The 15,533-nt window shown below is 45.4% G+C and carries 17 protein-coding genes and 1 pseudogene; 9 read left to right on the top strand and 9 right to left on the bottom strand.

Annotation, left to right across the window (positions count from 1 at the left end; genetic code table 11):
• Positions 1-26 precede the first annotated feature (26 nt).
• From proB to rplU, 4 genes and pseudogenes are all read right to left on the bottom strand, one after another.
• Positions 27-797, bottom strand: a pseudogene (gene proB / locus C2756_RS01015) (glutamate 5-kinase); the annotation flags it as partial.
• Positions 798-823: 26 nt separating this feature from the next.
• Positions 824-1,918 (bottom strand): Obg family GTPase CgtA, encoded by a 1,095-nt coding sequence (gene cgtA / locus C2756_RS01010; RefSeq protein WP_215319550.1) that lies wholly within the window; start codon positions 1,916-1,918, stop codon positions 824-826.
• An 87-nt stretch (positions 1,919-2,005) separates the two neighbouring features.
• Complete coding sequence (gene rpmA, locus C2756_RS01005) at positions 2,006-2,266, bottom strand: 50S ribosomal protein L27 (RefSeq protein ID WP_011902041.1); 261 nt, start codon at positions 2,264-2,266, stop codon at positions 2,006-2,008.
• 19 nt (positions 2,267-2,285) lie between these two features.
• Positions 2,286-2,597: a 50S ribosomal protein L21 gene (gene rplU, locus C2756_RS01000; protein ID WP_215296220.1), complete on the bottom strand. Its 312-nt coding sequence runs from the start codon at positions 2,595-2,597 to the stop codon at positions 2,286-2,288.
• A gap of 76 nt (positions 2,598-2,673) precedes the next feature.
• Between rplU and C2756_RS00995 the strand changes: the two genes are divergently transcribed.
• On the top strand, positions 2,674-3,678 hold the full coding sequence (locus tag C2756_RS00995; RefSeq protein ID WP_215319549.1) for a polyprenyl synthetase family protein: 1,005 nt from the start codon (positions 2,674-2,676) through the stop codon (positions 3,676-3,678).
• Between the two features lie 6 nt (positions 3,679-3,684).
• Here C2756_RS00995 and C2756_RS00990 read toward each other — a convergent pair whose 3' ends face one another.
• Complete coding sequence (locus C2756_RS00990) at positions 3,685-4,620, bottom strand: reductase (protein ID WP_215319548.1); 936 nt, start codon at positions 4,618-4,620, stop codon at positions 3,685-3,687.
• Positions 4,621-4,675: 55 nt separating this feature from the next.
• On the opposite strand from C2756_RS00990, the gene C2756_RS00985 reads away from it, so the two are divergent.
• A complete protein-coding gene (locus C2756_RS00985; protein WP_215319547.1) occupies positions 4,676-5,443 on the top strand; it encodes a fumarylacetoacetate hydrolase family protein in 768 nt (255 codons plus the stop codon).
• Between the two features lie 78 nt (positions 5,444-5,521).
• On the opposite strand, the gene C2756_RS00980 is transcribed toward C2756_RS00985, so the two are convergent.
• Positions 5,522-6,541 (bottom strand): 2-dehydropantoate 2-reductase, encoded by a 1,020-nt coding sequence (locus C2756_RS00980; protein WP_215319546.1) that lies wholly within the window; start codon positions 6,539-6,541, stop codon positions 5,522-5,524.
• Between the two features lie 103 nt (positions 6,542-6,644).
• Positions 6,645-8,060: a sodium:solute symporter family protein gene (locus C2756_RS00975; RefSeq protein ID WP_215319545.1), complete on the bottom strand. Its 1,416-nt coding sequence runs from the start codon at positions 8,058-8,060 to the stop codon at positions 6,645-6,647.
• A 107-nt stretch (positions 8,061-8,167) separates the two neighbouring features.
• Here C2756_RS00975 and C2756_RS00970 point away from each other — a divergent pair, with 107 nt between their 5' ends.
• Positions 8,168-9,148 (top strand): squalene/phytoene synthase family protein, encoded by a 981-nt coding sequence (locus C2756_RS00970; protein WP_215319544.1) that lies wholly within the window; start codon positions 8,168-8,170, stop codon positions 9,146-9,148.
• A 3-nt stretch (positions 9,149-9,151) separates the two neighbouring features.
• Here C2756_RS00970 and C2756_RS00965 read toward each other — a convergent pair whose 3' ends face one another.
• Positions 9,152-9,664, bottom strand: coding sequence for a methylated-DNA--[protein]-cysteine S-methyltransferase (locus C2756_RS00965; protein WP_215319543.1), 513 nt, complete (start codon positions 9,662-9,664; stop codon positions 9,152-9,154).
• Positions 9,665-9,794: 130 nt separating this feature from the next.
• On the opposite strand from C2756_RS00965, the gene C2756_RS00960 reads away from it, so the two are divergent.
• Genes C2756_RS00960 through zapD form a run of 6 tightly spaced genes read left to right on the top strand, consistent with a single transcriptional unit; the run spans position 9,795 to position 15,105 of the window.
• Positions 9,795-11,084 (top strand): HlyC/CorC family transporter, encoded by a 1,290-nt coding sequence (locus tag C2756_RS00960; RefSeq protein ID WP_215319542.1) that lies wholly within the window; start codon positions 9,795-9,797, stop codon positions 11,082-11,084.
• Positions 11,081-12,163 carry a GspE/PulE family protein gene (locus C2756_RS00955; protein WP_215319541.1) on the top strand — a complete coding sequence of 361 codons (1,083 nt, stop codon included), beginning with the start codon at positions 11,081-11,083 and terminating at the stop codon, positions 12,161-12,163. Before C2756_RS00960 ends, C2756_RS00955 begins: the two co-directional genes overlap by 4 nt.
• On the top strand, positions 12,154-13,200 hold the full coding sequence (locus C2756_RS00950) for a type II secretion system F family protein (protein WP_215319540.1): 1,047 nt from the start codon (positions 12,154-12,156) through the stop codon (positions 13,198-13,200). Before C2756_RS00955 ends, C2756_RS00950 begins: the two co-directional genes overlap by 10 nt.
• Positions 13,200-13,700: an A24 family peptidase gene (locus C2756_RS00945; RefSeq protein WP_215319539.1), complete on the top strand. Its 501-nt coding sequence runs from the start codon at positions 13,200-13,202 to the stop codon at positions 13,698-13,700. Before C2756_RS00950 ends, C2756_RS00945 begins: the two co-directional genes overlap by 1 nt.
• A complete protein-coding gene (gene coaE / locus C2756_RS00940) occupies positions 13,676-14,320 on the top strand; it encodes a dephospho-CoA kinase (RefSeq protein WP_371817094.1) in 645 nt (214 codons plus the stop codon). The genes C2756_RS00945 and coaE overlap by 25 nt, the downstream gene beginning before the upstream one ends.
• A 32-nt stretch (positions 14,321-14,352) precedes the next feature.
• Complete coding sequence (gene zapD, locus C2756_RS00935) at positions 14,353-15,105, top strand: cell division protein ZapD (protein WP_215319538.1); 753 nt, start codon at positions 14,353-14,355, stop codon at positions 15,103-15,105.
• Here zapD and C2756_RS00930 read toward each other — a convergent pair.
• Complete coding sequence (locus C2756_RS00930) at positions 15,102-15,518, bottom strand: NUDIX domain-containing protein (protein WP_215296207.1); 417 nt, start codon at positions 15,516-15,518, stop codon at positions 15,102-15,104. The genes zapD and C2756_RS00930 overlap by 4 nt on opposite strands.
• Positions 15,519-15,533 lie beyond the last annotated feature (15 nt).

Genomic DNA, 15,533 nt, shown 5'->3' with positions numbered 1-15,533 from the left:
AGTGGCAATGCAGTTTATTTAGGGCTTAGGCAAGTACCAATTTTCTCGCCAGCTAGAAGGCGTGTTAACACCTCTGGCTCACGACCTGAAGCAATCACCGTAGATGCGCCAGTTTGGACTGCAATTTTTGCCGCTAATACTTTAGTCAGCATGCCACCTTTACTCAGCTCACTTGCCGCCCCGCCAGCCATTTTTTCTAAGGCAGGATCGCCAGCAATCGCATCGATCAAGAGGGTTGCATCCGGATTTTGACGAGGATCAGCGGTAAATAAACCACCCTGATCAGTGAGAATCACTAAGAGGTCTGCATGTACTAGGTTTGTCACCAAGGCAGCGAGACTATCGTTATCACCAAATTTAATTTCGTCAGTAACGACGGTGTCATTCTCATTGATGATAGGCACTACACCTAATTTCAACAAGGTGTCTAGGGTACCTTTTGCATTGGCATTACGTTCAGTATGGGCTAAGTCTGCGTTGGTTAGTAAAACCTGGGCACTACGCAAATTAAAGCGTGCAAAACAGCTCTCGTATACCTGCACTAAACCCATTTGACCAACGGCAGCAGCAGCCTGTAATTGATGAATTTCTTGTGGACGCTTAGGCCAACCCAAACGCTGCATACCTTCAGCAATCGCGCCCGAGCTCACCATTAAAACCTCATGACCAGCCTCTAGCAAACCCGCAATTTGTTCTGCCCACATGCCAATAGCAGCATGATCTAAGCCCTCACCATTATTTGTGACTAGGCTAGAGCCAACTTTGACAACGATACGTTTAGTTTGTTTAAGGTTCATAGCAAATGAAGATGCTCAATTAACTTTTAATCTGGTGTTTTATCTTTGTCTTGCGCTTGATCTTGATAGCGTGGGTCTGCTGCGCGCCCCTCAGCATCATCACGATCACGACGTACAGAATCCAAATAATCTTGCAAGGAATAACAAAGCTTGTCGCAACCTAGCCCAGTTAAAGCAGAAATCTCAAATATAGGACCTTTCCACTTAAATTTTTTGACAAAGTCAGCAACAACTTTTTGACGATCCTCTTCAGGAATCATGTCGACCTTGTTTAAGACCAACCAGCGTGGCTTTTCAACCAAAGCCTCATCGTATTTACGTAATTCATTTACGATCGCCTTGGCATCCGCTACTGGATCTTCATTCTCATCAAATGGGGCTAGATCAACTAGGTGCAAGAGAACTCCAGTACGTTGCAAGTGACGTAAGAAACGATGGCCTAGGCCTGCACCCTCTGCCGCACCCTCAATTAACCCAGGAATATCTGCGATCACAAAGCTCCGCTCATTACCGACACGCACTACACCCAAATTAGGATGAAGCGTTGTGAATGGATAGTCCGCAATTTTTGGGCGCGCATTGGATACGGCGGTAATCAAAGTAGACTTACCAGCATTTGGCATGCCCAACAAACCCACATCAGCCAATACTTTTAATTCGAGTTTGAGTTTGCGACGTTCACCAGGCTTGCCATTGGTCTTTTGACGTGGCGCTCTATTCGTACTGCTCTTAAAGTGAATATTGCCCCAACCACCAACACCACCTTGTGCCAAACACAAACGCTCACCGTGAGTTGTTAAGTCTGCAATCGGCTCACCGGTTTCATAGTCAGAAATGATGGTGCCTACTGGCATGCGCAATTCAACATCATCACCTGCACGACCATAGCAATCAGCGCCTCGGCCTGGCTCACCATTTTTTGCAGTATGTGTTTTAGCGTAGCGGTAATCAATCAAGGTATTGATATTTCGATCAGCCGTTGCCCAAACGCTCCCGCCCTTACCACCATCACCGCCATCGGGTCCGCCAAATTCAATAAACTTTTCGCGGCGCATGGAAGCACTCCCGGCGCCACCCTGGCCAGCTATGACTTCAATACGTGCTTCGTCTATAAATTTCATGAATAAAAAAGGCCTCGCTTAGCGAGGCCTGTTCCTAAGAGTTAAATTCGGAATGAATCTGAATCAAACGAGTCTCAGTCAGGCGCCTTATGAACGAGGCAAAACTGAAACTTGGGCCTTCTTCAAAGCACCCTTAACGCCGAATTCCACTTGACCGTCAATTAAGGCGAACAAAGTGTGATCTTTACCAATACCAACGTTAGCACCTGGATGAACACGTGTGCCACGTTGACGAATAATGATGCTGCCAGCATTAATATGCTCGCCGCCAAATACCTTAACGCCTAAGCGTTTCGATTCCGAGTCGCGACCATTTCGTGTTGAGCCGCCGCCTTTTTTCTGTGCCATATCTTTCTCCTACCCTGAATTAGGCTTTAATCGTATTGATCAAAATTTCAGTGAAATTCTGACGATGGCCTTGGTGCTTTTGATAATGCTTGCGACGGCGCATCTTAAAGATTGTCACTTTATCGTGACGTCCTTGGGAGACGACAGTGGCCATCACAGCTGCACCATTAACCATTGGATCACCTAACTTCAGTGAAGCGCCTTCGCCAACGGCGAGGACTTGGTCAAGAGTGATTTCGCTGCCGATTTCCGCTGGTATCTGTTCTATTTTCAATTTTTCGCCTGCGGCAACTTTATACTGTTTGCCACCGGTTTTTATGACCGCGTACATGGTTTGAAACCTCAATTAATATCTAACATTTAAGCTAATCCACCCTGGATAAGCTAAGCCGATTATTATATCTTGCATGACCAGCACTGTCAAAATCAATGAGTTAAGCCAAATCCTGGCCCCTATTTCCTTAGAATTCAAGGGCTTAGATGGGGTGATTCGTGAGCGTTTAGCCTCAAAAGTAGCCTTAATTGACCAAATTTCGGCTTATATCATTCAGGCTGGCGGCAAACGCGTGCGGCCTGCGCTCTTGATGTTGGTTGCCAAGGCTCTGAGCAATGGCAAAGTATTTCCTCATACCCAAGAAATGGCTGCTGTAGTTGAATTCATCCATACTGCCACCCTCTTACATGACGATGTAGTCGATGAATCCACGCTGAGAAGGGGTCGTGAGACAGCAAATACCGCTTTTGGCAACGCCGCTAGCGTATTAGTGGGCGATTTTTTATATTCCAGAGCCTTTCAGATGATGGTCAAGCCAAACGATCTGCGGGTGATGCAAATTCTGTCAGACGCAACCAATACGATTGCTGAAGGAGAGGTGCTGCAACTCCTGAATATGAATGACCCTGAAGTTGACGAAGCGAGCTACCTACAAGTCATTCGCTACAAAACTGCCAAATTGTTTGAGGCTTCTACTGAGCTTGGCGCCATTTTGGCAAATGCCACAGACGTTCAACGTGAACAAGCAGCAGCATTTGGTCGTCACATTGGCACTGCATTCCAGTTGATGGATGATCTTTTAGATTACACAGCCAATTCCTCACAGATGGGGAAAAACGCTGGCGATGATTTGCGCGAAGGTAAGCCCACTTTACCGCTCATCTATCTGCTAGAAAATGGCAGCAATGAAGAACGTTTATTGGTCCGCGCAGCGGTGGAGCAAAACCAAGATTTACCTGATGATGTATTTGCACAAATTCTGAACGCAGTGCAAAGTTCTGGTGCGCTTGATTACACCCAAGCCGCAGCAAAGCGTGAAGCGGATTTGGCTTTGGAATGCATTCAGGATTTTCCAGCGAACGAGGCGACATCTGCACTGCAAGCCCTCTGCGAATATTCGCTCTCGCGCCAGACCTAAAAACGCTTAATTTCCAACGCTTTGCATTCTGAGTTCACGCGCTGTAATGCGCGCCTGTTCAGCTTCATCACGCAATCTTTCAACTTCTTGCTTAGATAACTTTTCCAGATTGGAATAGTCCAATTTCCAACTAGGATCCACCGACCAAACGAGGGGTGATTGCATCGTGGTTCGAGCTGCAGGAGCAGACTCCAATAGGCGCAGTGCTAATTCAAAATTGAGAATCTGAGACTCGGGATCCTTGGGTTTTGCAGCGGCATTTCCTAATGGGAAATCGCTAAACAAAAATCTGGGAACGCCACAATACTCAACAATATCTTTTGCTGCGCCCATCACTACTGTTGAAATACCTGCTGCCTCAAGGTATCTCGCCAATAAACTTTGGCTCTGATGGCAGACAGGACAATTCGGAATCAAAACAGCGACCTCAACATGATCTGCACGCAACATGTCCAAAATGATTGGGGCGTCTATCTCGAAAGTATGACGTTGACTGCGATTAGTAGGTAAACCATAAAAATGGGGAGAAAGTTCTTGGATCCTGCCCGCCTTTACAGCCTGCTGAGCTGCTGACAATGGAAACCAACAAGGCATATCTTCCATATTGGCATTTTTACGATCAATACCGACATGCGCAATTCTTAAATCGATATCGCCATCTATTGAATGTTGATAGGGCTGATAAAACTTTGCTGCCGCGTTATAAGGGGCACCAGGACCTTGATTCCCTTTGCTAGCATCAAAGGGTACTGCGGTAGTAATTAAACCCAAAATAGATTGATTGAGGGGTTTCTTGAGCGGCGTAAATGGCGCATCAATATAGTGAGCCCACACATAGGGATTCTCGTATCCCAAACCCAAATAATAGCTACGGGTGCGTTCCATGTAACGAACGGGCTGATCTAATTCCGGTGCAAAAACGAGCTCAGAAGTCTTAGACATCAACTCACCCCTGTAAGATATTGACTATCAAATATTTAATTCATAGGAACTCATTATGGCTCAATGGCTCAAATTTCAACATCAAGGAAAAAGTGGTTTAGGACAAGTACAGGGTGACCAAATCGCGGTGTACTCAGGCGACTTGTTTCAAAACCCAAAACCGACTGGCGAAACCGTGAAATTGGCCGATGTCACCATTGACATCCCATGCACCCCATCCAAGATGGTTGCCATGGTGGATAACTTTCATGCGCTCGTAACTAAGCTGGAGCACGCCGTACCCGCCGAGCCGCTGTATTTCCTCAAAGGCAATAATTCCTTTCTGGCTACCAATCAAGTGATTCGCAGTCCCAAGTCCTATTCAGGAAAAGTAGTTTATGAGGGAGAACTTGGTATCGTGATTGGTAAGCGCATCCATGAAGCAGATGAGGCTGAGGCAGCAAAAGCGATTTTTGGTTACACCTGTATTAACGATGTCACTGCCATTGAGATTCTGAATCGTGATCCTGGTTATGCACAGTGGACCCGCTCCAAGAGCTTCAACACTTTTGGTGTCTTTGGCCCTTACATCACTACCGATGTTGACCCAAGCAAATTAACCATCAAAACTATTCTCAATGATCAAGAGCGTCAGAATTACCCAATATCAGACATGATCTTCCCACCAGCCAAATTAGTAAGCCTAATTTCCCAAGATGTGCCTTTAGAGGCAGGTGACATCATTGCATGCGGCACTTCAGTAGGCGTTGGCTCCATGAAACCTGGTAGCAATGTCAGCATCATCATTGATGGTGTGGGTCGACTCGATAATCGCTTCGAATAGTTGACCCTCTTCAAGACAAAAACCCTTGCTATGTTAAGTAGCAAGGGTTTTTGTCTTGACTGAAAGAACTAAAAGTTTTTAGTAACCTGATACCGATGGCAATGCCAAGCTACCTTTAGAGGCCTGCACGTTTTCATCCAAATATTTCGTTAAAGCAAATACCGTGTTCAAACAAGGTGTAGGTATCTGAGTAATCTTGCCTAACTCAATTACTGAGCCCAAGAGTGCATCGATTTCTAAACTACGACCAGCCTCTAAGTCCTGCAGCATAGAAGTCTTATGCTTGCCCACCTTCTCAGCACCCGCAATGCGACGCTCGATATCCACGCGGAAAGTAACACCGAGTTTTTCAGCAATCGTTTGTGCTTCAGCCATCATGCTGCGCGCTAATTCTTTGGTTAATGGATATTGGCAAATGCCTTCCAAAGTGCCGTGAGTCAATGAGCTGATTGGATTGAATGTCATATTGCCCCACAGCTTGAGCCAAATTTCGGAACGGATATCCTCCAAAATGGGCGACTTAAAGCTAGCTGCACCCATCATCTCAGACATCTTCTGAATACGTTCAGTTACCTTACCATCCAGCTCGCCCAATGGGAAACGATTGCCTTCTACGTGACGAATCACACCCGGAGCTTGAGTAAAAGTTGCTGGATACACAACACAACCAATGATGTTGTTTGGATTAATGGCCTTCTTTGCTTGACCGCCAGCATCGACTGTTTCAACAGAATGGTCTTGAAATTCGCCACCCAGTTTTTGGAAATACCACCAAGGGATTCCGTTTTGCATCGGGATCAAAATCGTTTCTGGTCCCATGATCGCAGCTAAGTCATCAATAATCGGCTCAACTTGATGGGCCTTCACTGCCAAGATCACAACATCTGGTGTTTCAGCATCTCTAATTTTTTCTACTGCTTTTACTTCTGCCACTAAAGGCTCGGGTTGGTCATCCATAATTAATGCCAAGCCGCGCTCTTTAATTGCCGCTAAAGTTGCACCGCGCGCAACAACCGTTACATCATTACCCGATCGCGCCAACATGACAGCTAGGTAACCGCCAATGGCGCCACCTCCCCCGATCACACAGATTTTCATAGGAACCCAAGAAGAATAGAAAATTTAGTATTACTGTCATATTAGAGGAGAACATTTTGGGCTACAACACATTTGAGTGCCTAATTTTTAGGCACTACTGAAGCTAAACTGCCTTTAAAAGGTCTTTGGGTACTAGACTACCCAAAATCATGCCAGCAATACTGGCCAGTAAGCCCGCCAACTGAGGCGGCATGATGGCGTTAGGGGCCAAGATTTCACAGCTAATCCAAATAGTCAGGCCGCCAACCACGGCCAATAGACCACCCAAAGAATTAGCCTTAGACCAATAGACCCCGAAGGCAAGGGGCACAAAAGCTGCCACTAGAGTCACCTTGTAAGCGCTCTCCACCATCTTAAAAATAGACAACTCAGAATTCACTGCAAAGAAAGTGACTATTACGGCAAAACACAACACTGTGATTCGCATGATTTTTAGTAAGTCTTGATCGGATAGATGCTTGAAAAAGCCTCTCACAATATTTTCTGCAAAGGTCACTGAAGGTGCCAATAGAGTTGCACTGGCGCAACTCTTAATTGCCGAGAGTAAAGCGCCAAAGAACATCACCTGTGCAACGATGGGGACATGATTCAGAATCAGTTTTGGCAAAATCATTTGTGGATCGGTATCTAAGTATTCTTTTACCAAATCAGGATTAATCAAGGTCGCCGAATAGGCCAAGTACATCGGTACAAAAGCAAAAATAAAGTAAAGCACGCCACCGAGAATGGCAGCATTGACGGCAATGTTGACGTTCTTACTCGAGGTAATACGCTGGAAAACATCTTGCTGTGGAATGGAGCCTAGCATCATGGTGCAAAGCGCTGCAACAAACCCGAGAATGGATGCCAAATTCATCTCCGGCCAGAAATTACTAAATTGCCCCGCTGCAGCAGCATGTTCAATGACTACCCTAAAACCACCTGTTTGCGCTGTCATCTCGCCGCCGATGTACAGCATACCAATCACAATAATGATCATCTGAATAAAGTCGGTAATGGCTACTGACCACATGCCGCCGAAGAGGGTGTAGATCAAAACGCTGGCAGCGCCAATCATCATGCCACCTGTTTGAGAAATGCTGCCCTCAGACACCACGTTAAAAACTAAACCCAAGGCTTTAATCTGAGCAGCAACCCAACCCAAATACGAAACAACGATACAAAGGGTTACCAAGACCTCTACAGTGCGACCATATTTTTCCCGAAAGAAATCACCAATGGTGAGCATGCGACGGTTGTAGAGATGTCGCGCAAAAAAGAGGCCAACTAAAATCAAACAAAGAGAGGAGCCAAATGGATCAGAGACAACGCCTCCCAAACCTTCTTTCAAAAAGGTGGCAGGAATGCCTAAAACTGTCTCGGACCCAAACCAGGTAGCAAAAACAGTGGCCGTCACAATTGGCATTGGAAGGCTATGACCTGCTGCTGCAAAGTCCGCAGTATTTTTTACGCGCAATGCAGCCCATAGGCCGATGCCAACCGATATAACCCAGTAAATGATGACGAACCAAATCAGCACGCCTGATTTCTCCTTGCAGAATTTGGTGAAATTATATGGCTATGTCACTTTTGTTACTAAGGAAATAAGTCCCAATTCAGGGCAAGTTCGTCTGACATAATTGACGGGTGCAATCACCTAAATCTAACCCTATCGAGAATCTAGATATTGATCTAGCCTACCAAAAAGCCATTTTGGGCTCGGTATCGCGAACCTTTGCGCTCACTATCCCCTTGCTACCACCAGAGATGGAAAAGGTCGTTGGCAATACCTACCTGCTTTGCCGCATTGTCGATACGATTGAAGATGCCGCAGACCTCAGCCCAGAGACTAAGCAAACATTATCTAAATTATTTCTCGATGCTGTTCTGGATAAATTACCGGTACAGTTATTTGTCGATCCCTGTCTCCAAGAGTTAAAGGGCTATGACAATCAAGATGAGCTTGATTTAATTACGCATACCCCAACCGTCCTCAGAATTTTGCATACTTGCTCTAGTGCAGATCAAGTGGCAGTGAGTCACTGCATTTCCATCATGTCTGAAGGCATGTCGCATTTTCATGGGAAGCAAACTGAATCAGGTTTAAGGGATCTGCAAGAGTTTGAGAAATATTGCTATGTGGTCGCTGGAGTTGTTGGCGAACTCCTGACAAGCATCTTTAGTAATCACTCTGCTAAGTTTGCAATAAATATTCAGGGACATGAGGCCCTCTCGGTTGCTTTTGGTCAAGCTCTGCAAATGACTAACATTCTCAAAGACTCGCCCGAGGACAATGCACGAGGCGTCTCATGGAAGCCAGGCAATATGACTCAAGTTGAGCTGCTCAAGATTGCGTATCAAAAACTTCAAGATTCGATGAGTTACATTCTTCTGATTCCGAAAGAAGAGGCTGGGGTAAGGCGCTTTTGTTTTTTAGCTTTTGGCTTAGCAGTGATGACACTCTCCAAAATAGCTGCTCGTAAACAATTTGATCACAAAGATGAAGTAAAGCTTTCTAGAAAAACAGTAATGGCTTTTTATGCTTTTACCAAAGTAGCTGTTGGTAGCGATGCCCTCATGAAGCTCTTTTTTCATAATGCATCAAGCCCACTTAGAAAAGCCCTTTAAAACTTAAAGCACTCCCTCGTGCTTTAAAAGCCATATTTTTATTTGGCGATAAAGACCTGGTGAATTTTCTTTCATAAATCCGCCAATGCCTTGCGCGGAAACGACGCGATGACAGGGTGTGATCAAAGGAAAAGGGTTAGCGCCACATGCAGTGCCCACCGCACGGGGACCACTCTTGATAACGCTAGCTACCTCACCATAAGTTTTTGCCTCTCCAGCTGGTATCTCCCGAATCTGTTGCCATACCCTTTGCTGGTGAACTGTGCCCATAGGCTTCATAGGTAAATCAAATTGGAACTGTGGGTCCTTAAAGTAGGCCGTGCATTGCTGAGCCACCTCCTTAGCCAGCTCATTCTGAGGTTTTGATAAAGCGGCTTTAGCTGGCAGGTAGTCGATCTTCGATAGCATGAGACTACCATCGACTAATTCAGTCAAAATCCCCAATTTTCCAAAAGGGGCGTCGATGACGCAGTAACGCGCACTTTCTGATAGAGGTGATTTTTTAGAGGAGGGCATGGGGATAATTCTCACATAATTCGGTAAGGCAGATTACAAGCCTTTCTACCCTAGCCATAGCTTGTGAATATGGCTTGTGAAAGCCTACTTTGCTATATTGAATCATCCTTAATTTTTGCAGGCAAACACCATGGACAATTTTTTTGACGATTGGCCCCTTTATAGCCAGGCTGCCTTAGTCCTATTTTTGCTCGCGCTTTCTGGCTTCTTTTCGATGGCCGAAACTAGTATGTTGTCATCGAACCGCCATCGCTTACGCGCCATGGCTAATAGCGGTAATACAGGCGCCGCTCTAGCAGAAAGACTTCTCAAGCGAATTGATTCCCTTTTATCAGTCCTACTGATATCCAACAATCTCATCAATACCATCCTCCCTATTCTGGTAACTGGTATTGCTCTCCATCTATTTGGTGATAGTGGACTGGTTCTATCAATTGCCACTCTGGTAGTTGCATTACTGATCATCATCTTTAGCGAAATTACTCCCAAGGTCATTGGCGCCGCCTTCCCCGAAAAGATTGCCTCCAATGTCGGCTGGCTCATTCTGCCGCTGACTTTCTTATTAAAGCCCTTGCTTTGGCTGATTAACAGTTTTGTTTCTGGTTTGATGAAGGTTTCTGGCCTGCAATCATCCTCAGATAGTAGAACGATGAGCAAAGAAGAGTTGCGTAGCTTGGTTTTGGAGTCCAATCGCTTTGTTTCTAATCACCATCGCAATATTTTGCTCAACCTATTTAACCTAGAGAACATCACAGTAGATGATGTCATGATACCAAGGTCAAAAATAGAAATTTTGGATCTTGCTAGACCCATTGATGAAGTAGTTCAGCAATTAGAAACTTGTTATCACAACAAATTACCTGTTTGCGATGGCGACTCCGAAAGAATTGTAGGCATCCTATCGGTTAAGAAAGCCTTGTCTTTGTTGGGTGATTCAGACCTAAAGCATGAGGACTTTAGATCCTTGGTTAATGAGCCTTACTTCATACCGAGCGGTACACCGGTATTACAGCAGATGCAATTTTTCCAAGACAACCAGCAACGCTTAAGTCTAGTAGTGAATGAGTATGGCGAGGTTCTTGGTCTAGTTACCTTTGAGGATATTGTGGAGGAGCTTATTGGCGAATTTACAACCTCATTCTCCAGCCTCTCGACCGATCCGCACTGGCTTTCAGACGGTACCTATCTAGCTAGTGGCGGAGCGTCCTTGCGAGACCTCAATCGTCTTTTGAATTTGAATCTACCGCTCGATGGGCCACGAACTTTAAATGGGCTGATTTTAGAAAATCTTGAAGCGATTCCTGACCATGATGTCAGCATCAAAATTGCTGGCATTGTCATGGAAATCGTACAGTTTGATGATCAAGGAGTGAAAACTGTCAAACTCTATCGCCCTACCCTCAATCAAGATCAAGATTGAACCTTTCTCAAGATGACTCACTCATTATTCGCACCTGGTATGAAATCGCAGCAAATGCACTTCACGCTAGGGCTAGTGACATTCACATTGAAGCGTGCGCCCTAGGAACTCAAGTTCGCATTCGAGTGGATGGCTTACTCCAAGCTCAGTCACAATACCCTGCCGAACTGCATGAGCGTCTCATTACGCGTATCAAGATATTGGCGCGTTTAGATATTGCAGAAAAACGCATTCCTCAAGATGGTCGTCTCTGCATTGGCTTAGATTTTTCAAAACCTATCATTGATTGTCGCGTCTCAATACTTCCAACCCTTCATGGTGAAAAAGCGGTTATTCGCATCCTTCCCAATCGGCTTGAAGAGCTTTCCCTAGAGCAAACGGGTTTACTACCTGAGCAACTGCATATTTTTCAAAAAGCGATTGCAAGACCTAACGGCTTAATACTAGTAACGGGCCCGACAGGCAGCGGCAAAACGCGTACGCTTTATAGCTGCCTACACGCACTCAATCAAAGCCATCGCAACCTTTGTTCGATTGAAGATCCCATCGAAATTCGTCTTCCTGGCGTTAATCAAGTGGCGTATCACCCACGCGCAGGCCTTGATTTTCCAGTCATTATCAAAGCACTCCTCAGACAAGATCCTGATGTCATCATGATTGGAGAGATTCGGGATGGGGCTACTGCGGCACTTGCAATTCAGGCTGCACAAACAGGACATCTTGTTTTAAGCACCTTACACACGCGCGATGCCAGAGCTGCACTCACTAGACTCAAAAGTCTCGGGATAGATCAAGAATCGCTTGAATCTTGTTTGCAAAGTGTCAGCTCTCAGCGTTTAGTTCGAACACTCTGCCGTGAATGTAAAAACTGCACTGCTGGCAATGTCTCCGAAGTTTGTAGAGTTTGTAAGGGCATTGGTTACTTTGGTCGCATCGGAGTACATGAGGTTCTAGATCGTCAGCAATTATTTGACCCATCCTTGCCCTACCTCAATATGGCTGAAGCTGGATTACATCATGTCAAAAAGGGCAACATTGATCAAGCTACCTTAGATACTGAGGTATGTACATGGCACTAAACAAGCAATCGCAATTAGATTTCGCTCAGCAATTACTGACCTTGTTTAATGCTGGGCTAGCCCTCTTGAATGCCATTGAACTCATTCAGTCTTCAGCGCCTAAGGAATGGCAGCATTGGCTAAAGGATATACAGGCTCATTTAAAGAAAGGTAACAGTTTTTCCCAAAGTCTCATGGCACAACACAATCTGTTTTCGATGGAGTTCATTAATCTGATCCGTGTGAGTGAACGTACAGGAGATATTGAGCTTGCACTCAAGACTATTTGCCAACAACTAGAAGCTCAAATTGAATTAAGGCGCAAAGTACAACAAGCACTAAGCTACCCCATCATTACCTTAAGCAGCTCGCTTCTGTTGGTCATCGTCATGATGATTTGGGTGGTGCCAGTATTTAAAGATGTCTTTGGTCACTTTCAAGCAGAATTACCACCGCCGACCAAAGCACTCATTCAAATATCGTCCATCATGAATCATTTCTTTATAGAAATCTGTGCCTGCCTTCTTACTAGCACTCTCATCTGCTTACTTGCTTGGATAAAATCTATTTACTTACAAAAAATGTGTGATCAATGGAGTTTTCGGATACCGCTACTGGGTAAATTGCTTCGTTTGGCCGCCCTGACTTACTGGTGTCGAACCCTGGGCCATCTTCTAGAGTCAGGTTTACCACTTCCTGATGCGCTACGCGTCACCGCGCAATCCTCTAATCACTGGCTAAGTCATGACCTCAGTGCAGAAGTTTTTAAACACCTGACCCGAGGCTGGCCCTTAGGTGCGTCCTTGAAAAAGGCTGATCCAAAACATTCTTTTTTCGATACTGAGACTTTGCAATTGCTTCATATTGCAGCAGAAAGTGGCTTTCTTGCACAGATGCTAAGGAAGCGCGCCAACACTTTAGGCTCTCAACTCAGCGGCAGCCTCAATAGTCTTAGCCAGACTCTAGAGCCCTTGCTCATCATGCTAGTTGGCATCATCATTGGTGGACTAGTCATTATTCTGTATCTACCAATATTTAATTTAGGGCAAATCGTTTAATGCATGCTTTAACGATGATGGATTTAGTTCGCACCTTGCTGATCTTGGCTTTGGTATATCTAGCCTATATTGATATGCGAACTTTTCGCCTACCTGATGCCATGACTATTCCCATCATTGCCGCTGGCTTAGTCTTTAATTACTTACCAAATTTAGGATTGACCAGCTTTCCAAATGCGATTGCAGGTGCATTCCTTGGATATGCATTTTTATGGGGGCTCAACTTCATTTATAGATGGGCTAAAAAGCAAAATGGGGTCGGCATGGGCGATGCAAAACTACTAGCTGCACTTGGAGCATGGTTTGGCCTCAGTGCTTTACCAGGAATTTTATTAGTGGCATCCATCAGCGGCCTGCTTGGGGGGCTCATCTGGCTTCGATACCAAAAGCAATCTATTCGCTCAGCATTTCCTTTTGGACCATTCCTGGCTGTTGCTGGCATCATTGAGTTGTTATGGCCACAGATCCTCCAAACATGGTTTCTGAACAATCCGATTTAAGCGGACTCAAGGGGCGCATTCCCCTGATCGGTCTAACCGGAGGCATTGGCTCAGGCAAAACTGCAGTCAGCGATTTACTGGGCAGCTTAGGAGCGGGGATTGTAGATACGGATCTCATAGCCCATCAGATCACCTCGCCAAAGGGAGTGGCAATAGAAGCTATAAAGGAACAATTCGGTGCCGACTATCTCGATGCAGACGGGGCATTAAAGAGGGACAAGATGCGCGCCCTAGTATTTGCTAAGCCTGAGGCGAGAAAGAACTTAGAGGCGATTACCCACCCCCTCATCCGCCTAGAGACTATCAAGCAAGCCAAGCGATTGGCTGCTGAAGGTGTGCCCTACTTAGTCTTTGTCGTTCCTCTCCTGCTTGAATCAGGCTCTTGGCAAGGGCTCATTGACCGCTTAGTAGTGGTGGACTGCCCTGAAGAAGTCCAAATTACCAGAGTGATGCAGCGCAGCAATTTACCCCGGGCAGAGGTGGAAAAAATTTTGCAGGCTCAAGCAGTCAGAAAAGATCGTCTTGCTAGTGCGGATATCGTTATTGAGAATCAAGCTAGCTTTGAGAAGTTGAAAGCTGAAGTAAACCATTTGCACGAAAAAATCCTACAGATTAAGTAAGAACAGCTCAGTTCGTCATAGAATATGGGCTTGTGATTGTCTACGAATACCCCTTCAATGAATTAGTTCGAAGCATGCTTCGACTGGAGTACTTGTTCGCCCGCTTCAATCATTTCGTACGCTCCGATGACCCCGAACTTCATCACAATGCAATCGCCATGTTGTTTGACCTGGGAGATATTGGTGCACGTGGCGATATCAAATCACTACTACTAAAAGAATTTGAGCGTCAAAAATATGCCCTCAATGGACTAAAGACCTCACAAAAAGTAGATCAAGAAACTCTTTCTCAAACACTAGCAGAAATAGATTCTGTTGCTAGCAAGATTAATCAATCAACCGGCAGACCAAACTTAGCAATTTCTGAGAGCGAGTGGCTCAATAGTATTCGTACACGCTTAAATATTCCCGGCGGTACAAGTCCGATTGATTTGCCTAGCTATCATGCTTGGAAAAATAGTCCATCGAATGAGCGTCGCAAGCTACTAGAAAATTTTGCACACCCCTTGTTACCATGGCAAGATGCCTGTCAATTATTTTTACGCTTACTACGTCAGTCAGGTGAAGTAAAAGATGTCTTGGCTCATAACGGCTCATTCCAGCAGGCACCTTCTGGGAAAATTTATCAGCTGATGCGAGTTGCGGTAGAAGATGACACGCTCTTCTCCGAGATTAGCGCCAATAAATATTTACTATCCGTGCGCTTTATGCAAACAGATCGTGATAAAAAATCACAGCCTGCAAATAAGGATGTGTCATTCAAGCTGACGCTCTGCCACTTCTAGGTCAAAAGGGCTTTCAGCCTGTCCAGCATTGGCCAAGCGGCTGGTAATAGCGGTTCCACACTAGGCTTTTCTGAGCTTAATAATTGCCAGGACAGGGACTGGCCTTCGCAGCCTTTTGGAGTACCTATCCATTCTCGAATAATACTCACATGTAAGCGTACATAAGCATGCGGATAGTCATACTCGAGGATAGTTAATTCTTCACTCGCATGAATGTCTATACCAAGCTCTTCTTGTAGCTCACGTTTCAGCGCCTCGAAAACAGATTCGCCTTTTTCAATCTTGCCGCCAGGTACTTCCCAATAACCTGCATAGGGCTTGCCTTCTGGTCTTTGTCCCAATAGATAGCGACCGGATTGATCCAGCAATATTCCAGCGGCTACTTCAGTAACGGGTCGATTAATTTCACTCACCAGAATCAATCCATC

The organism is Polynucleobacter sp. UB-Siik-W21 (assembly GCF_018687415.1).
GTDB lineage: Bacteria > Pseudomonadota > Gammaproteobacteria > Burkholderiales > Burkholderiaceae > Polynucleobacter.
The sequence above is the reverse complement of the archived record's forward strand: the minus strand, read 5'-3'. Positions and strand labels throughout refer to the sequence as shown.